Source organism: Terriglobales bacterium (assembly GCA_035543055.1).
GTDB lineage: Bacteria > Acidobacteriota > Terriglobia > Terriglobales > Acidobacteriaceae > JAIQFD01.
Map to the genome: position 1 here is coordinate 1 of DATKKJ010000233.1, position 17,214 is coordinate 17,214.

Here is a 17,214-nt window from a genome sequence, read left to right on the forward strand (position 1 = left end):
TGTAGTCGATTTTGTGGCGGTGAAAGCGCCAAGATTCAACAAGCTCAGGAACTCGGGGACAGACGGGACGTTTCTCTACCGGCCAGCGACCAGCGTGCGCCCGAGAGATCCTTCGGGCAAAGCCCTCAGGATGACCGCCGCGGGCTCGGACGCCCGAGAGATCCTTCGGGCGAAGCCCTCACGATGACGCCCGCGGGGCTCGGACGCCCCGCCAAGAGATCCTTCGGGGAAGACCCCTCAGGATGACCGCCGCGGGCTCGGACGCCCGCGAAACGCGGTCATTTGATGCTGACGGTGAGCATCTGGGCGCCGGTCACCACGTAGTCCATCGGCGTTGCGTACTCGTTGACCGCGGATTCGCCGACCACCACCATGTCCTGCGTGCCGCGCATGCCCTCCATCACGTTCATGACCGAGAGCGGCAAGGTCGGCATCACTTTGTCTTCCACCATGGCCTGCGGGTTGGCTTCCAGCAGGGAGACGTAGAGCTGGTCGTTGGTGTGCTCCTTGTTCAGCAGAGCGATGGTCGAGCCCAGGTCGAGCTTGCGGCTCGGGACCGGGCTGCGGCGGCCACGGTCCAGCGTGTCGCCGTCGCTGACCAGGATGCGCAGCGTGCCCTTGGGCGTCGAGGTCGGGATCTTCACCGCGATCTGTTTCACGATGCGTTCCCCGCGATACGGCCGCAACGACGCCTCCAGGGTGATCTCATCGCCCGGCCGGGCCTCGGTCACGTCGGTGCGCACGCTCTCCAGCCGCGCCCAGCGGCGCTCCTTCAGCACCTCGAAATCCATGGTCACGCCCTCGATCGCCGGCGTGGCGTAGGGGTTGTCGAAGATGCGGCTGAAGCGCTCGCCCACCGACAGGGCGGCGGCGAAGGCCGTCGGCTGCGCCGCGTCCATGGGCGCGAACATGTTCTGCACCGTGACGTCAGGATAGCCTTCCACCCGGATCTTGCCGCTCATGCGGTAGGTGGCGTCTTCGCCCGATTCGTTCAGCCCCTGCAGCGAAGTGAAGACCGTGGCCATGATGGCCACCGGCGTCATCTTCGCGTTGTTCAGGACCTCATAATGGAATTCCTTGGTCCGGGCGCCGCCCTGCACCCGCAGGGTCACCGGGATCATCTTCGGCGACTTGCCGAACTCGCCCAGGATGCCGCTGTGCCGGTCCTGCACGAACGCGCCCACCGGTTCGGTGGTGTTCACGATCTTGAAGGCGTTGGCCGGCGACGCCAGCGTGGTCACCACGTAGGCTTTGGTCATCGGCATCTCGATGTGCCCGAACTGCAGCAGGGGGTGGCCGCAGGCCAGCAGGCGCTGCGGGTCCACGTAGGTGACGGTGCAGGTGCCGGCGACATTCAGGTCGCCGCGCACCAGCACGGCGCTGACCGCCGAGCCCGGCACCAGCGGCTCCGGCTGCGCCTGGTCGGAGGCCGCCGCGCCGATGCCGGTGACCGGCACGATGCCCATTTCCTTGAACCTGGGGGCGAACAGGCGCACCGCCTCCTCGCTGAAGCCGCTGAAGACCAGCGGCGTCTCGATGGGCTGCAAGTACTGCGAGAACGATTGCACCTCCCCCGGCGCTCCCGGGCCGGAGGTGCGCGAGACCTCGGTCCGCGCCGGCTCCGGGCGGGCGCGCGATTCCGGCAGTGTCTGGTCCAGGGCGTCGATCTCCAACATGTCGGCGATGGGCGTGACCCCGGCGATCGGGTCCTTGGCGAACTGCCCGACGCGGAAGGCGAGGGCCCCCACCAGCTTGCCGTCCACGTACACCGGGCTGCCACTCATGCCCGCAACCACCCCCGTGTACTCGGGTTTCTTCCCCATGAGGCGCACCAGGATGATGTCGCTCTTCGGGCCGTTGGCATCTTTGAGCACGCCCAGGACCTCGAGCTCCATGGGCTCCACCTTGGTGCCCTCAAAGACGGTGTAGGCGACGCCGCGCATGCCGGGACGCAGCTGGCTGACCGGCAAGGTGGCGACGTCGAGCTGCGGCGCGCGCTTTTCCGCGGTCCAGCCGGGAAGCGCGCAGCACAAGGTGGCAAGCAGAAGGGCGCGTGAGACTACACGAAGAGCGACAACGTTTTTCATAACACCCCGTCCGCTATCGCCGTACGGGGAGGGGTTTGTACCGAAATAGCGGAGTCGTGCATCCTATAATACAGGAAGACGGCAGAACAGCCATGTACCCGCGGGATCCAATCCGGAAAACTACGCCAGGCCTGCTTCGGGCCTTTGCCCTGGCGCTGATGGCGCTCTCGGGACTGCTCGCCTGGGCGCAGCAGCCTGCGCCGGCGCAGCCCGAGCCGCAGCAACCCCAGGCCCCGGCCGAGGCCGGAGGGCCCCAGGGGGAGGTCGGCCCCATGGCGCTTCCCAAGAAGAAGGATGAGCCGCCGCCGGAGAGGAAGCCGGAGTTCAAGAACCCGGCCGGCATGCCGGAGTATTCGCTGCGGGTGGACGTGCCCCTGGTCCAGGTCCCGGTGCTGGTGACCACCAAGGACGGGCAGTTCATCCCCGGCCTGAAGAAGGAGAACTTCCGCGTCTTCGAGGACGGGGTGCCGCAGCGGGTCACCGTCGTGACCCAATCGGCGGACCTGCCCATCACCGCCGTGCTGCTGGTGGAGTTCGCTTCCACGTACTACCGGTTCAACTACGACGCCCTGAACGCCTCCTACACCTTCGCCAATACCCTCAAGCCGAACGATTGGATCGCCGTCATCTCGTACGACATGCGGCCGCAGATGCTGACCGACTTCACCCAGGACAAGCGCGCGGTGTACTCCGCCCTCGACACCCTGCGCATCCCCGGCCTCAGCGAGATCGACAGCTGGGACGCCCTCTACGACACCCTGGACCGGCTGGAGCGGGTGGAAGGCCACAAGTACATCCTGTGGATCGGCACCGGTCTGGATACCTTCAGCCGCATCACCTATGACAAGGTGCTGAAGAAGGTGAAGGACGCCCGCGACGTCACCATCTTCTGCGTGGGCACCGGCCGCATGGTGCGCGAGTACATCCAGAACCGCTCCCTCACTGGCAGCGTCGGAGCGAGGATCGCGAGCCTGGACTTCCTCCAGGCGGAAAACGCGATGAATACCATCTGCAAGATGACCGGCGGCCGGTTCTACTTCCCCCACTTCGAGGGCGAGCTGAAGGAGATCTTTGCCGACATCGGCCAGTCCGTGCGCAACCAGTACACCGTGGCCTACAAACCCTCCAACACCAAGCAGGACGGCACCTTCCGCAAGCTGAAGGTGGACGTGGTCGCCCCCGACGGCGGGCCCCTCATCGTGCATAACGAGAAGGGCAAGAACGTGAAGTACCAGGTCGTCGCCCGCGACGGCTACAACGCCAAGCATGAGGTGGAATGAAGTACTCAGTGCTCGGTACTCAGTGAAGCGCCGCAGGACGCGGCGCTTTTCTAATGCGCGGCATGCACCAGGTGGTCCAGAACGAAGAGCAGGAAGACCCCCAGGAAGACCACCAGCGCCATCTTCACGCCCGGCTCCTTGTTGACCTCGGGCATCAGGTCGGAGGCCGCCACGTAGATGGTGACCCCCGCCGAGAGCGCCAGTCCGGCGCTGAGGAACTCCGCCAGCAGTGACATGGTGAGCACGCCTGCCACCGTGGCCGCGCCCAGCAGCGCCGACGATCCCAAGGCTATGGCGCGGCTGCGGCCGCTGGCCAGCATCACCGAGGCCACGGTAAAGCCCTCCGGGATCTTGTGCAGGAAAACGGCGAGGAAGACCACCCACCCCAGCCAACTGGATACCAGGAAGCCGGAGGCGATGGCGATGCCGTCGAAGAAGGTGTGGATCATCAGCCCGACCAGGACGGAGAAGCTCTTGTGCGTGTGCACGAACTCGTCCTTGTGCGTTTCCTCGCCAAAGTGGAAGTGGGGAGTGACCGTGTGCTCGAAGAAGTGCACGATGAGATATCCGGCCAGGATGATGAGCGGCGCCTTCGGCCCGCCCAAGTGCAGGCTCTCCGGCACCATCTCCATGAGCGAAGTCGCCAGCATGAAGCCGGCGCCCAGGGCGACGAAATATTTCAGGTAGCGCCGCTCCCAGTCCCTCTGCACGATGAGGGCGCCGCCGAAGACGTCGGCCGCCGCCGCCGTCAGCCCCAGCAGCACGCTCAGAACGATGGGATTGGTCAGCATCTAGCTGAGTGCAGAGTACAGAGTGCAGAGTACAGAGTCCAGAGTGCAGAGAACAGAGTGCAGAGTACAGAGTCCAGAGAAGAACGTGGTGTCATCCCGAGGCGCTTCAGCGCCGAGGGACCTGCTGTTTGCAAGCGAAAACAGGTCCCTCACGGCTGAAGCCGTTCGGGATGACACTTGGAGAGGCTATCCGCTGTGCCGGATGTGCACCACGTCGCCGTCCTTGACGACGTAGTCTTTCCCCTCCAGCCGCAGGGTGCCTTTCGCGCGGGCATTGGCCTCGGAGCCTGCCTCTAGCAGGGCGTCCCAGTGGATGGTCTCGGCGCGGATGAAGTGCTTCTCCAGGTCGGAGTGGATGGCGCCGGCGGCGTGCACCGCCTTGATGCCCCGCTCCACCGTCCAGGCCCGGCACTCGTCTTCGCCCACGGTGAAGAAGGAGATGAGTCCCAGCAATTCGTAGGTCTTGTGGATCAGGCGCGTGAGCCCGCTCTCTTTCAGGCTGTAGGAGGCGAGGAATTCGACGGCCTCGGCGTCGTCCATCTCGGCCAGCTCGGCCTCCACCTTGCCGCAGACGGCGGTGGCCCCCGTGGCGGGACGCGCGGCGGCCGCGCTCACCTTGTATTTTTCGACCGCGCCCGCCAGATCGCTGCCCAGGTCGGCGCTCTCGCTGATGTTCAGCACGTACAGCATCGGCTTCTGGCTCAGGAACATGAAGCCGCGCAGACGCTTGCGGTCCTCGAGCGCGAGCTCCAGCTCGCGCAGCGGCTTCTCCGCTTCCAGTTGCGCCTTGCACTTGAGCAGCAGCTCGTGCTCCTTCTCCAGCTCCGGCCCGCGCATCTTCTTCAGGTCTTTTTCCACCCGCTCCAGGCGCTTTTCGACCTGCCCGAGGTCATTGATCATCAGGTCGAAGTCCACGTTCTTAATGTCGCGCAGCGGATCGATGGGCCCCACGTGCGGGATGGCGGGATCGTCGAAGGCGCGCACCACGTGGGCCAGGGCGTCCACGTTGCGCAGGGCGGTGGCGTAGGCGGTGTCCTTGAGCGCTTCCTGGCTCATGGCGGCGACGTCAGCGTATTCCACCGAGGCGTGGATGAGCTTGCGCGGGTTATAGAGCGCGGCCAGGCGGTCGAGGCGGTCGTCGGGCACCTTGGCCACGCCGATGTGCGCCTCCCGCGGATTGTGATGCGCGGCGTCCACCTGCACCTTGGTCAGGATGGTGAACAGCGACGTCTTGCCCACCTGCGGCAGGCCGATGATTCCGGTCTTCATAAAGTGAATGGCTGCCCTACAGGACGAAAGGAGAGTAGCAGGGCAAGCAAATTAGTCTTTCACGACAAACGACGGGGGTCAAAAGGCAACCGTGGACTAAACAGAGCTCACAATTGTGGATAGGATGGCCCCAGCTAGCGCACTTGTGTGATGCCTGTTGCAACAGGAGCACCACACTCTTCGCAATACTTTGCGAGCGGTGCCATGCGGTGTCCATTCAGGCAGCGCCTACTCTCGTCGAGTTTGTCGGCACGGGTTGCTGAATAAAGCACTGATACAGAGATTGAATAGAACAGCAGCATGACGGCAGACATCGATCTCGCCGCGTTGGCGGGGGCTTCCATTCCACCACCGAAGACTATGGGCAGGGCAAAGCCGCCCACCCACGCGTAGCCCACGATCACCCACTGCAATCGGCGCATCCATTGTGGACACCCACGGAGCGCAGCACGCCACACGTCTTTCTGTTTGAAGTCCCTCGTTAAGCGGATCATTACGAGAACTGTGGGAAGCCAAACGATGAACACGCCTGGCCCGAGATACTTGAGGCAGTGCTCAAACGGGCCCGTTGCTCCGAGTAGTGCGGCGACATGAACGACTACCACGCTAGCGAGCCCGATCGCTGCCAGTGCGAGGAAAGCAGAAATCAATACGGCCATAACCTGATCAACGGAACCAGAACAACGTATCACCAAGCGTCAACCGGCGATAGTAGCCCCTATTACGAAGTTACGGGCCCTTGCTCGTGAGAAACAGGAGCGCCAGCCCCAGGAAGAACACCCCGCCCTCCAGGCGCGTCGACCAGGCGTGCAGGCGGTTGAACTCGACCCGCCGCGGATCGTCCTGCGGGACGTCGTCGATCTTCACCATGTCAGCGCGCAGCGCCTGCATCTTGGGCGAGATACCGAACTGCGAAGCCACCGTCAGCGCCAGCATCAGGTAAACCAGGAGATGGCGCACGGCGAAGGGATTCGCCGAGCCGCGCACCAAGTAGGAGTAGGTCATCGAGCTGGCGGCGAAGATGACGCCCGCCACCATGCCCATCCAGTGCAGCGCCGCCAGCGAGCGGGTCACCACCGTGCCCGCCAGGTGCCGCGTCGGCAGAACACTGAAGACGGTGGGGGCCACGACAAAGGAGAAGAAGATCAGGCCGCCCAGCCAGACCACCAGCGAGAGCAGCATCAGGAAGCGCAGGATCGCCATAAAAGTTCAGAGTACAGAGTGCAGAGTACAGAGTACAAAGCGCGTAGCGCATAGTCCATAGCGCACAGCGCAGGCCGTCTCCGCTTTGAACTCTGGACTCTGTACTCTGGACTGCTCAGTACTTCACTTTCACCTTCTTCCCCGACGGGTCGTGGATCTTTTCCGTGACCGGGGTCAGCGAGAAGCTGCCCTTCTGCAACTTGGAGTAATCGGCGTCGGCGTAATTGTTGCGGATCTCCGCCATCAGGTAGCTGCGGCGGGTGGTGTTGTTGTCGTGGTCGCTCCAGAAGCTGGAGCTCTTGTCGCCGTATTTCTGGGTCATCAGCTGCCACACCCGCGGGGCCTCGCGGATGTCGTAGCCGGCTTCGTACATGTACTGCAGGCCGAGGCGGTCGGCCTGGTTCTCCAGCGAGCGCGAGTAGCCCTTCTTGATGGCGGTATCGATGAGCTGGGTGGCGGAGGCGATGGCCGAGTCGCCGGTGGCCGCGCTGCCCAGGATGCCGGCGATCTTCATCGCCGTTCGCGCCCCCTTGTGATACTGCTGCTGCCGCCAGGCGTGCCGCTGGATGGCGTGCGCGATCTCGTGCGACAGCACCGAGGCCAGTTGCGCCTCGGATTCGAGAATATCGAACAGCCCGGAATTGACCACCACCGTGCCGTTGGCCAGCGCGAAGGCGTTGGGCTCCTTGTTCTCCACCAGGAAGAACCGGAACGGGATCTTGGAGGGATCGCTCTCCGGCATCGCCCGCTGGTACAGCGGCACCAGGCTGTGCCCCAGCTCCTGGATATAGCGCTGCACGTACTGGTTGGGAATGATCTTGAACTTGCCCACCCCGTTGATGGTCATCTCCCCGGGCTTGAACTTCTGGAAATCGGGGTTCTTGCCGAAGGGGGTCAGCGCTTTCCACATCTTCACCTCGCCGGGCTCCAGCTCGTTGCGGGTGAATTCCAGGCGCGACGCGGCCAGGCTGCCGTCCGCCTGCCGCGTGCCCTCGTAGGTGAGCAGCATGTTGGGGTGGATCTCTTCCAGCGATTGCAGCGGGCGCAGGCCGATGTCCTCGTCCTCTCCGGTCGCGCTCTTCTGGCCTGATTTTTTCAGCGCCTCGCGCTCGGCGTGGCTGGGGCGGAAGACGACCTGGGTGGCGGGCGCCAGCCGGATCTGCTGGCCGTCGGCGAAGAACGCCCCGCTGAAGCTGCCGTCGGGCTGCTTCAGGATCTGGGGCAGGCGGTCGATCACCGCCGTGCGCTTGAGCCGCTTCCCCTCGTCGAGGAAGACCTTGATGGACTGCGCCCGCAGCTCGCCGGTCTTCTCGTCCAGTTCGCCGGTGATCTCCAGGTCGGTGCCGACGCGGATGTCCTCGGGCTTGAAACCCTCGGGAGCGGCATCGTGGCCCTCTTTCTCGAAACTCAGGGCGAGGCCACCGCCGGTGATCTTGTAGTCCTCGATCTCGAAGCTGGTCGGCGAGGTCACCGCGGTCACATAGCCGCGGATCTTGACCGTCTTGGCGGACGCGGCCGTGGCCAGGGCCAACACCAGAGAGAACACTAAGGCGATTCGACGCAGGGCAGGCATGGCAATCCTCCCGTGCCTTGGGGCACCCCCAATGAAGTTGCTGGGATTCTAGCACCGCGGCGCCGCCACGCGGGCCGCCGTCCTCTAACGGCTGTCGCGGACCAGGTTGGCGATGGAACGGGCCAGCTTGCGAGTAGCCGAGGTAGCCGCCCCCTGGTCGTAACGAAGCTGCGCATTCACCGGGGAACGAAAGACTTCCTGCCCGCTGGCCTTGTCGATCAAGAAGACCTCGGACTTCACCCCGGCCTGGTTCTGCGCGCCGCTATAGCCAGTGATCTTGACCTTCAGTTGCACGACGCGCTCGGCTCCAGCGGAGGGGACAGCGTCGTCCACGTGGTCCTCTACCCGATGGAACGTGTGCAGCGCCACCAAGCCGTGCAACAACTGCTGGCGCAGGTCGGGGATCAGTTCATCGGGGAGCTTCTGTCCCTGCTCATTGCGCGTGTTCTCGATCTCCAGCAGCTCCAGGGCGGAGAATCCGCGCAGGGCGCCGGGGCGGTCTCCCGCCACGGCGCCCGGAATGAGCAGCAGCAAAGCCAGGATGGCGATCTGGGCGCGCATGGCTACCAGTTGTCCCGGATATGCTTGGCGATCTCCTTGGACAACCCCTTGACGGCGCCCTCGGTGGATTGGCCGACTCCGATGACCCGGCCGTCCGCTTGACGTTGCCAGATGACCTCGCCAGTCGCCTTGTCCACGAATTCACAGAGCACCACGATCTTGCCTTTGCCGGCTCCGAAGCCGACGATGACCCGCGCCGCTTGGCTGCCGTGGGTGAATTCGGTCACCTTACCGCGCAGCACCAGCACCCGCTCGCTGGCCGGCGCCGGGACCCCGGGGTCCTTGAAGTCGGCGACCCGGCTGAAGAGGTGGAGTTCGATCGCGCGCTGTACCACATCCTCGCGGATCAGAGGCAGCCAGCTCTCCGGCATCGGGTCCTTGGTCTCGTACTTGGGGATGTCGAAATTCTCGACTTCCAGCGCGGTGAAATTGTGGAAGGCCAATTTCGGTTTTTGATCGGCGCACAACGTCGCCGAGAGAACCACAAGAATGGGAATAAGCAATATGGCACGGCCCTTCATAGCGCCTCCTTGATTCGAGGGGCCTTCTTAGGAACAAGGGAACGCTAGCGCCGGCCGAAACCGACCGTCAAGGACATGGCGCGGAATATTTGCTAGACGGGGACGGGCACGCTCTCCACGATCTCGCGCAGGATCTGCTCCGCCTGCTCCGATTTCTTAAGGGTCGAGGAGTAACGCGCGTTGACCACCACGCGGTGGGCGAAGACCGGCACGGACAGGCTCTTGAAGTCCTCGGGGGTGCAGAAACTCCGGCCGTCGAGGTAGGCCATGGCCTGGGCGGCGTGATAGAGCATCAGCGCGCCCCGGGGAGAGACCCCCAGGGTCAGGGACTCGGATTCGCGGGTGCGGCGGACGATCTGCAGGGCGTAGTCGGCCAGCGCGTCGTCCACCCGGACGTTGGTCACTTCCTGCTGCACCCCGGTGACGTCGGCGGCGCTCATCACCGGGCGCACAGTATCGAGCTGGGCGGCCCCCGCCTCCGAGCGCACGATGGCGCGCTCGCTCTCCATCTCCGGATAGCCCATTTGCACCCGCATCAGGAAGCGGTCCATCTGCGATTCCGGCAGCGGATAAGTCCCGTGGTGCTCCACCGGGTTCTGGGTGGCGACCACCAGGAAGGGTTGGGGCAGCGGGTGGGAATGGCCGTCCACGCTCACCTGGCCTTCGTTCATCGCTTCCAGCAGCGCCGACTGGGTCTTGGGCGTGGTGCGGTTGATCTCGTCGGCCAGCAGCACGTTGGCGAACACCGGGCCGGGCTTGAACTCGAACTTCTGCTCGATGGCGGAATAGATGGAGATGCCCACCACGTCGCTGGGCAGCATGTCGCTGGTGAACTGGATGCGCTGGAAGCTGCAGTCCAGGGCCCGCGCCAGGGCGTGGGCCAGCGTGGTCTTGCCCACCCCGGGTACGCCCTCGATCAGCAGGTGCCCGCGGGCGAACACCGACACCAGCGCCAGGCGCACCACTTCCTGCTGCCCGCGGATGATCTTGCGCAGTTCCGACTCGAGTTGCGCCGCCTGCGTGGCTTTCGCCGGCGTGGTGGATGGATTCATCTGCTTTGAATTTTAACCGCAGAGGACGCGGAGGACGCAGAAGAACAAAGAAATTTCGGCCACGGATCTACACGGATTCGATGGATTTGTTCGCCCGTCTTGATTCGTGTGATCCGTGAAAATCTGTGACCTTGTTTTTCTCCGCGCCCTCTGCGTCCTCTGCGGTTGATCTTTCAGTATTGCAGCTCCGCCGGCCGGCCGGTAAGCCGCTCGATCCGCTTGGCGATGGGCGGATGGGTCGAGAACAGGCTGGCCAGGTCCATCCCCAGTAGCGGCTGCACGATGTACAGGTGCGCGGTCGCGGGCGACGCCGCCATCGGGATGCGCTTCGAGTAGGCGTCCAGCTTCTGCAGCGCGCTGGCCAGGGCGTACGGATTGCCCGTGAACTCGGCCCCGGTGTGATCGGCCTCGAACTCGCGGGTGCGCGAGACCCAAAGCTGGATGAGCATGGCCGCGATCGGCGCCAGGATCAGCATGAACAGCCCGCCCAGGCCTCCGCCGCGGTCGCGATCGTCACGACCACCAGTGCCACTGAACAGCGCGCCCCAGTACGCCATGCGAGCGAGCACGGTGATGGCCCCGGCCAGGGTGGCGGCGATGGAGCTGGTCAGGATGTCGCGGTTGCGGACGTGCCCCAGTTCGTGCGCCAGCACGCCCTCCAATTCCTCGTCGGTCAGCAGGCGCAGAATGCCCTCAGTGACCGCCACCGCCGCGTGCGCTGGGTTGCGCCCGGTGGCGAAGGCGTTGGGCGAGTCGGTCGGGATCACGTACACCTTGGGCATGGGCAGGCCGACCTTCTGGGTCAGCCGCTCCAGCACCTCGTACACCCGGGGCAGCTCGTCGCGGGTGACCGGGCGCGCACCCGAGGTGGCCAGCGCGATCTTGTCGGAGAAGAAATACGTGACGAAGTTCATCACCCCGGCGAACACCAGGGCGTAATACAGGCCATTCTGTCCGCCCAGCCGCTCGCCGGCGAGCAGCACCAGGCCGGTCAGGAGTCCCAGCAGGGCCGCCGTCTTGAGTCCGTTAGCCATAGATTTCCTATCTATGTAGATGCTAGACCCGGGTGAGGGATTCGGGAAGGGCGGACGCTGTTAGGGCACGCCTTCAGGCGTGCCGAAACGACTCCTTCCCCTGTTGTCATCCCGAGGGAATCCCTTCAGGGATGACCGAGGGACCTTCGCGATGTTTGCGGCGGCAGGACAGCCCGGCGGAGGGACGGAAGTCCCGACGCTTCGTTAGACTAGCGGCAGCACTGGAGAGTGATGAGGGACCGTCGGCGCGGCTACGTCAGCACCGGGATCGTGATGCCGATCTGCGTCGGGGCGGCGCTGTTCGCCCTGACCACGTGGCTCGGATTCCACACGCCGGCGAACAGCCGCTGGCATTCCTGGTTACGCTGGCCGTGGTGGGCGGAGGCCCTGAGCGTGCTGGCCATGCTCGCCTCGTTCATTGCCATGGCGGGCATCGATGAGGCCCGCCGGACAAGAAGTAACGGTAGAGACACCCGTCAGGGCGTCTCCCATTATCATTGAGATCCAGCTCAGCTCTTCTGCCGCGAGGCCGCTCGCTGGATGGTGACATCCAGGGCCGCGCGTGCGTTGTCGTACTCGGCTTGCGAGATGCGCCCCTGGTGACGGTCCAGCTCCAGTTGGAACAGCTCCTCTTTCAAGGCCTCGAGCAGGCGGTTTCCTGGCTCGCGCGCCGGTGCGCTCGGCGGCCGGATCAGCGGTGGCGGCAGTTCGCGGCCTATGGCAGCCGCGACAGGAACCTCGGCCGCCTGTGAGCCCGGCCGGCTGGTCACCCAGAAGGCTCCGACCGCCAGCACCACCGCCAATCCTCCGAGGATGAACCAACGATACTGGTGCAGCGGGTCCGGAGTTTCTTCCGGTGCGCCCAAACCCCCGCCGGGACGGCCGCGCTGCCCGCTCTGCGAGCTCTGGGCTCCACCACCCATCTTCCCGCCCGAGCCGGCGGACGCTTCTTCCGTTTCCTGGATCTGCCCGGTGCCGGAGATGGTGAAAGCCAGCTTGTCGCCGGGCTTGATGCTGCTGGAGACGCGCACCTCAGCGCCGTTCTCCCCCGGCATAGGCTGGAACTGCGCCCCCGCCGCGGGCTGGAATTTCATCGACGACGGCAGCATCACCACCAGGTGCTCGAACGAGAGCAATGGCCGCGGCGTGATGGTCGCCTGCCCGGAATAGGGTACGTGGTACGACACCTGGAAGCGGGTCTCGCCCGGACGCAGCGGGAAGATGAAGGCGTAGCGGTCCTTCTCTTTCTGGGGGACGGGAGCGGAGTTCACCGGCTGTCCGTTGGGACCCTGGGCCAGCGAAGTCTCCACCTGCGCGCCCTCCGGCAGATAGAACTCGAAGGCCTGGTCGCTCATCTGGGTGCGGGGCGGCGCCGAGGTGTTGCGCACCGCGAACAGCTCGGTGACCTGCAGGGTCCCGCTCACCGCCTGGAGGCGCATGATGTTGACCGCGCCGCTCACCCCTTCCACCTTCGGCGCCGATTCGAAGACCTGCACCTCGGCGGTATTTGTGCCCGGCGGCACCATGGCGAAGTAGTTGACCCCGGCATGATTCACCCGGACCAGGTGCGGCCCGCCGCCATCAGGAAGGTCGAACTTGAACTCGCCGCTCGCCGACGCCTTGGTGCGCGCCGCCTCCTGCATGCCCTGGGAGAGCGACAGCAGCACCACCTCGTCTCCGCCCTGCGGCTTCTTGGTGGTGCCGTTGGTGATTTTTCCAGTCAGCGTGGACGCCGAGGCCGCTGCCGCCAGCAGCAGCAATCCGGCCATCCAGGGAATACGAACCTTCACGCGCGAACTCCTTTTCCGTTCTTTTCCGCCTTCGCCTGCTCCAGGCGGTCGATCTCCGCCAACACCGCCGCCGCCTCTTCTTCCAGTTGGGTGCGCATGCGCAGGTACTCAGCGTCGGGGAACTTGCCCGCCTTGTATTCGAAATTCAGATCGCGCAAGTTGTCATAGATGACGTCCTTGCGCTCGTAGAGGTAGAGCAGGCGCGTCTTCTCCGGCGAAACCTCGACTCGCTCGTCGATGCCGAAGATGAAGAAGAGCAGGATGGCCGTCAGCATGACGCACAGCACGATGGTCATAACTCGGTCTCCTGGCGGGCGCGCTGCCGGTACTCGTCGAGCTCAACCGCGGCTGCGGCGGAGGTGATGGTGGCGGGCTGCCGCGCCTTCCACAGGCGCACCACGTACACCACCGCGAAGATGCCCAGGCCCAGCGCGGCGAAGGGCATGATCCAGGCCACGCGGTTGAAGCCGGTGGTGGTGGGCGCCGCCAGCACCGTCGCCCCATATTTCTGCACGAACGCCTGCAGCACCAGGTCGTCGGAGTCGCCGCGCTGCAGCGCCGTCGTCAGCTCATCCCGCATCCGCTCCGAATAGCTACACCCCACATGATTGCATTCGAGGAGGACCTGGTTGCAGCCGCACTTGCACATCATCTTGTGGCCGAGGTCGTTAAAGCGCTTGTCGAAGTCAGCGCCGAGCAGCAGGGCGCAGAAGGCAGCGAGCAGGAGGCAGTGAACAAGGCGTTTCATCAGTCACCCACCTCGACGGCGGCGGCCTGGGCGCGGCTGGGCTGGCGCACGGCCAGCGGGGCGGCGTTGGGGACGAGCGCGATGCCGGTGCCCGCGATCAGCACCCAGATCCCGATCCACACCCACATCACCAGCGGGTTCACGTGCGCCTTCAGGATGGGGCGGTCGGTCTCGCTCTTGCCCGCGTACACCAGGTACAGGTCTTCCTTGAGGGTCGAGCGGTTGGCGACGATGGTGGCGGTCTGCTGGCTGGCCTTGAAGAAGCGCCGCTCGGGAAACAGCGTGTCGATTTTCTTTCCGCCCTGGAAAACGTTGACGATGGCCGACTCGCTGCCGTAGTTCGGGTTGTCGTCCTGGGTGTAGCTGTCGAGGACGAGGGTGTAGCCGCGGATGCTCATGCTGTCGCCCTGGCCGAGTTCCTTCTCGGTGTCGGTGTTGAAGGCCTGGCCGGCGAAGCCGATGATCATGATGACGATGCCCACGTGCACGATGTACCCACCGTAGCGGCGGGTGTTGCGGCGGGTGAGCTGCACCATGGCAGCCAGCAAGTTCGAACCGGTCTTCTCCGCGATGACGCGCGCGCCGCGCAGAAATTCCGAGCCCACCGTGGCCGCCACCAGCACCGAGAGCGCGATGGCCATCATGGAATAGAACTGCGACATCTCCTGCCAGGGCTTCCAGCCCAGCGCGATGAGCAGCACCGCGACCGCAATCGCTAAGACCGCGGGGATGGTGAAGTTGCGTTTCACGCTTTCCCACGAGGTGCTGCGCCACGCCAGCAGCGGCCCCACCGCGGTCAGCAGCAATAAGAAGAGGGTGATGGGGGTCATCACCCGGTTGAAGAACGGCGGCCCGACCGTGATCTTCGTCCCTTGCACCCACTCGCTGAGCACGGGGAAGAGCGTCCCCCAGAGCACGGCGAAGCAAGCGCCCAGGAGAACGAGGTTATTAAAGAGGAAGCTGGACTCGCGCGAGACCAGCGATTCCAGCTTGTTCTCGCTCTCGAGGTGCTTGCGGTTGCGCACGAAGAAGAACATGCAGGTGGCGAAGATCAGCGCCAGGAAGGTGGAGAACCACGGTCCGATGGACGATTGCGCGAAGGCATGCACCGAGCTGACCACGCCGGAGCGGGTCAGGAAGGTGCCGAAGACCGCCAATAAGAAGGTGGCGAAGATGAGCCACATGTTCCACATCTTCATCATGCCGCGCTTCTCCTGCATCATCACCGAGTGCAGGAAGGCGGTGCCGGTCAGCCAGGGCATGAAGCTGGCGTTCTCCACCGGGTCCCATCCCCAATAGCCGCCCCAGCCCAGCACGGAGTAGGCCCAGTGCGCGCCCAGCGAGATGCCGCAGCTCAGGAACAGCCACGTGACCATGGTCCAGCGGCGGGTGATGTGGATCCACTTCTCGCCGGGATACTTCATGATCAGCGCGCCCAGGGCGAAGGCGAAGGGGATGGTGAAGCCGACGTAGCCGAGATAAAGCATCGGCGGGTGGATGACCATCTCGGGATACTGCAGCAGGGGATTCAGGCCGTTGCCGTCGGCGGGCAGGTCGCCCACCATCATGGCGAAGGGATTGGCGGCCAGGTTGATGAGCAGGGTAAAAAAGACCTGCACTGCGGCCACGATCACGCCGGCATAGGCCACCAGCCGGGTGTCCACCTTGTGCCGCCAGCGCAGGACCAGCCCGTAAGCGGAGAGCAGCCAGGCCCAGAACAGCAGCGAGCCTTCCTGTCCGGACCACAGCACGCTGAACTTGTAGGCCGGGGAGAGGTCGCGGTTGCTGTGATGGAAGATGTAGGCGACCGAGAAATCGTTCTGGAAGCAGGCGGCGATGAGGGCGAGCATGGCGCAGGAGAGGGCGAGGAAGATGCCCATGCCGGCGCGGCGCGCAGTCTCGCCCAGGCGATCGGCGCGCGGCGTTCGGGGGCGCAGAAGAGCGAGAGCGCCCACCACGAAGCAATACACGCTGAGCGCCAGCGAAAGGAGAAGGGAATAACTACCGAAAGCTGGCATGAACCCCCGAGTGCGTCCCTATTGTTGCAAAAGCGGGAGAGCGGCGCAAATGGGCGAACCAGCAACTCCTCACCCTTCCTCCCATATCGGCGCACCCCACACAAGTGTCATCCCGAACGGCTCGTAGCCTTGGGCTTTAGCCCAAGGTTCATGAGAGCCCTCCCCAAAGAGTGTCATCCCGAACGGTTTTCAACCGTGAGGGACCTGCTTTTCTTGAATCGCAACAGCACCACCTCAGCAGGTTGGCGGCCATTTTCGCTGCGCAGGCGGATCAGCAGGTTGCGGGCGGTGGGTGGGTCGTTTGGCCACGGGATGTGGGTGCTGGGGCACCCGCCCACCCGCCGACAATCTCAAAGATGAACCTGAGCTTCTCGAACCAACTGTTTTTCGAACGCCGACAGATTGGTCATATCGACGTTCAATTGCCGAAGCCTCTCGAGAACCGCGTCCAAGTCGCCGGAGGTATCCAGAACATTTGTGAGCTTTCGTCCTACTTCCAATGGCACGCCGTAATCATCTAAAGCCGTAATGTTGGAGTCGATAAAAAGATTTTCTACACGGCTCGCAAAAAAGTCGTAATTGCCGGGGCGCATCCCCACTGATGCAAAAATCTCCCTCTGAATTCGGTCGACAGATCTAAGGAGTCGAGGGAAATGAAAATTGGCCCAAAGTCTGAGGAAATCAAGGACTTGTTGCACCGCCTCATCAGGATCATTGAACCATTGATTTGCTTCCAGGATTAGCTCCCGGGTCCGAGGTGCCGAGCGCAACTTGTTCACCATGACGGCCAATTGTGCAGCACTTCGGGCGCTTCCGCTGCCAAGGCGTGCGCCTCCAAAGTGTTGCCAAATCAGCGTACTCACTGCCTCGACCTGCGTATTGGTAGGCAAGGTAGTCCAACTGAGACGTGGCCACCAAGCTCGCGGGTCGCTCCGAATTTCACGGGCCACTGCAATCTGCCCTTGCGGGCCCGCCCCGACGTTGGCCTTGATGCTCAGCCCTATTAGCCGAGTGTCATCCTGCGGGTCGCCGGTGAGGGTGCGCCAGCCCTCGCGGTAGATTTCGTACTTGGCCCGGGGGTTGGTGGTGTGCGGGTAGAGCCGCAGGTATTGATGGCGAATGGCGGAAGCGGGGATGACGTACCAAAAGTCGAGACGGGCGAGGTAGATGGCCACGACGTCGTAGGCGCTGCGGCGGTTCTGCCAACGGCGCTTCAAGTTGACGATGTGGGGGCCTCGGGGCACGGTCATCCAGGCCGACTTCACCTGCACCCGGAAGGTCCCCAGG

The 17,214-nt window shown here is 64.2% G+C and carries 17 protein-coding genes; 2 read left to right on the plus strand and 15 right to left on the minus strand.

Going from position 1 to position 17,214, the window contains the following annotated elements:
• Positions 1–278 precede the first annotated feature (278 nt).
• On the minus strand, positions 279–2,087 hold the full coding sequence (locus VMS96_14860; GenBank protein HVP44708.1) for a SpoIVB peptidase S55 domain-containing protein: 1,809 nt from the start codon (positions 2,085–2,087) through the stop codon (positions 279–281).
• Positions 2,088–2,245: 158 nt separating this feature from the next.
• Here VMS96_14860 and VMS96_14865 point away from each other — a divergent pair, with 158 nt between their 5' ends.
• Entirely contained in the window at positions 2,246–3,367 is a 1,122-nt protein-coding gene (locus VMS96_14865) for a VWA domain-containing protein (protein ID HVP44709.1), read from the plus strand.
• A 50-nt stretch (positions 3,368–3,417) separates the two neighbouring features.
• On the opposite strand, the gene VMS96_14870 is transcribed toward VMS96_14865, so the two are convergent.
• The 9 genes from VMS96_14870 to VMS96_14910 form a co-directional block, all read right to left on the minus strand.
• Complete coding sequence (locus VMS96_14870; protein HVP44710.1) at positions 3,418–4,158, minus strand: ZIP family metal transporter; 741 nt, start codon at positions 4,156–4,158, stop codon at positions 3,418–3,420.
• A gap of 186 nt (positions 4,159–4,344) precedes the next feature.
• On the minus strand, positions 4,345–5,427 hold the full coding sequence (gene ychF / locus VMS96_14875) for a redox-regulated ATPase YchF (protein HVP44711.1): 1,083 nt from the start codon (positions 5,425–5,427) through the stop codon (positions 4,345–4,347).
• Between the two features lie 134 nt (positions 5,428–5,561).
• Complete coding sequence (locus tag VMS96_14880) at positions 5,562–6,086, minus strand: hypothetical protein (GenBank protein HVP44712.1); 525 nt, start codon at positions 6,084–6,086, stop codon at positions 5,562–5,564.
• Positions 6,087–6,156: 70 nt separating this feature from the next.
• Entirely contained in the window at positions 6,157–6,630 is a 474-nt protein-coding gene (locus VMS96_14885) for a DUF4149 domain-containing protein (GenBank protein ID HVP44713.1), read from the minus strand.
• A gap of 115 nt (positions 6,631–6,745) precedes the next feature.
• Positions 6,746–8,203 (minus strand): M48 family metalloprotease, encoded by a 1,458-nt coding sequence (locus VMS96_14890; protein ID HVP44714.1) that lies wholly within the window; start codon positions 8,201–8,203, stop codon positions 6,746–6,748.
• An 84-nt stretch (positions 8,204–8,287) separates the two neighbouring features.
• A complete protein-coding gene (locus VMS96_14895; protein HVP44715.1) occupies positions 8,288–8,764 on the minus strand; it encodes a hypothetical protein in 477 nt (158 codons plus the stop codon).
• Between the two features lie 2 nt (positions 8,765–8,766).
• Positions 8,767–9,285, minus strand: a complete 519-nt coding sequence (locus VMS96_14900) for a DUF4410 domain-containing protein (protein ID HVP44716.1) — start codon at positions 9,283–9,285, stop codon at positions 8,767–8,769.
• Positions 9,286–9,377: 92 nt separating this feature from the next.
• Positions 9,378–10,337, minus strand: a complete 960-nt coding sequence (locus VMS96_14905; GenBank protein HVP44717.1) for a MoxR family ATPase — start codon at positions 10,335–10,337, stop codon at positions 9,378–9,380.
• A 173-nt stretch (positions 10,338–10,510) separates the two neighbouring features.
• A complete protein-coding gene (locus tag VMS96_14910; protein ID HVP44718.1) occupies positions 10,511–11,371 on the minus strand; it encodes a zinc metalloprotease HtpX in 861 nt (286 codons plus the stop codon).
• A gap of 231 nt (positions 11,372–11,602) precedes the next feature.
• On the opposite strand from VMS96_14910, the gene VMS96_14915 reads away from it, so the two are divergent.
• Positions 11,603–11,872, plus strand: a complete 270-nt coding sequence (locus VMS96_14915) for a hypothetical protein (GenBank protein HVP44719.1) — start codon at positions 11,603–11,605, stop codon at positions 11,870–11,872.
• An 8-nt stretch (positions 11,873–11,880) separates the two neighbouring features.
• Here VMS96_14915 and VMS96_14920 read toward each other — a convergent pair whose 3' ends face one another.
• The 5 genes from VMS96_14920 to VMS96_14940 all read right to left on the minus strand — a co-directional run.
• Positions 11,881–13,161, minus strand: a complete 1,281-nt coding sequence (locus VMS96_14920) for a hypothetical protein (GenBank protein HVP44720.1) — start codon at positions 13,159–13,161, stop codon at positions 11,881–11,883.
• Entirely contained in the window at positions 13,158–13,457 is a 300-nt protein-coding gene (locus VMS96_14925; GenBank protein HVP44721.1) for a hypothetical protein, read from the minus strand. The genes VMS96_14920 and VMS96_14925 overlap by 4 nt, the downstream gene beginning before the upstream one ends.
• A complete protein-coding gene (locus tag VMS96_14930; GenBank protein ID HVP44722.1) occupies positions 13,454–13,909 on the minus strand; it encodes a cytochrome c-type biogenesis protein CcmH in 456 nt (151 codons plus the stop codon). Before VMS96_14930 ends, VMS96_14925 begins: the two co-directional genes overlap by 4 nt.
• On the minus strand, positions 13,909–15,927 hold the full coding sequence (locus tag VMS96_14935; GenBank protein ID HVP44723.1) for a heme lyase CcmF/NrfE family subunit: 2,019 nt from the start codon (positions 15,925–15,927) through the stop codon (positions 13,909–13,911). The genes VMS96_14930 and VMS96_14935 overlap by 1 nt, the downstream gene beginning before the upstream one ends.
• A gap of 350 nt (positions 15,928–16,277) precedes the next feature.
• A partial coding sequence (locus VMS96_14940; GenBank protein HVP44724.1) for a hypothetical protein occupies positions 16,278–17,214 on the minus strand: 937 nt, incomplete at its 5' end.

Coding starts and splice junctions, on each gene's coding strand:
- VMS96_14935 (HVP44723.1), bottom strand. CDS start 15,927: ATGCCAGCTTTCGGTAGTTATTCCCTTCTCCTTTCGCTGGCGCTCAGC.
- VMS96_14900 (HVP44716.1), bottom strand. CDS start 9,285: ATGAAGGGCCGTGCCATATTGCTTATTCCCATTCTTGTGGTTCTCTCG.
- VMS96_14925 (HVP44721.1), bottom strand. CDS start 13,457: ATGACCATCGTGCTGTGCGTCATGCTGACGGCCATCCTGCTCTTCTTC.
- VMS96_14860 (HVP44708.1), bottom strand. CDS start 2,087: ATGAAAAACGTTGTCGCTCTTCGTGTAGTCTCACGCGCCCTTCTGCTT.
- VMS96_14880 (HVP44712.1), bottom strand. CDS start 6,086: ATGGCCGTATTGATTTCTGCTTTCCTCGCACTGGCAGCGATCGGGCTC.
- VMS96_14885 (HVP44713.1), bottom strand. CDS start 6,630: ATGGCGATCCTGCGCTTCCTGATGCTGCTCTCGCTGGTGGTCTGGCTG.
- VMS96_14895 (HVP44715.1), bottom strand. CDS start 8,764: ATGCGCGCCCAGATCGCCATCCTGGCTTTGCTGCTGCTCATTCCGGGC.
- ychF (HVP44711.1), bottom strand. CDS start 5,427: ATGAAGACCGGAATCATCGGCCTGCCGCAGGTGGGCAAGACGTCGCTG.
- VMS96_14890 (HVP44714.1), bottom strand. CDS start 8,203: ATGCCTGCCCTGCGTCGAATCGCCTTAGTGTTCTCTCTGGTGTTGGCC.
- VMS96_14870 (HVP44710.1), bottom strand. CDS start 4,158: ATGCTGACCAATCCCATCGTTCTGAGCGTGCTGCTGGGGCTGACGGCG.
- VMS96_14915 (HVP44719.1), top strand. CDS start 11,603: ATGAGGGACCGTCGGCGCGGCTACGTCAGCACCGGGATCGTGATGCCG.
- VMS96_14930 (HVP44722.1), bottom strand. CDS start 13,909: ATGAAACGCCTTGTTCACTGCCTCCTGCTCGCTGCCTTCTGCGCCCTG.
- VMS96_14910 (HVP44718.1), bottom strand. CDS start 11,371: ATGGCTAACGGACTCAAGACGGCGGCCCTGCTGGGACTCCTGACCGGC.
- VMS96_14865 (HVP44709.1), top strand. CDS start 2,246: ATGGCGCTCTCGGGACTGCTCGCCTGGGCGCAGCAGCCTGCGCCGGCG.
- VMS96_14905 (HVP44717.1), bottom strand. CDS start 10,337: ATGAATCCATCCACCACGCCGGCGAAAGCCACGCAGGCGGCGCAACTC.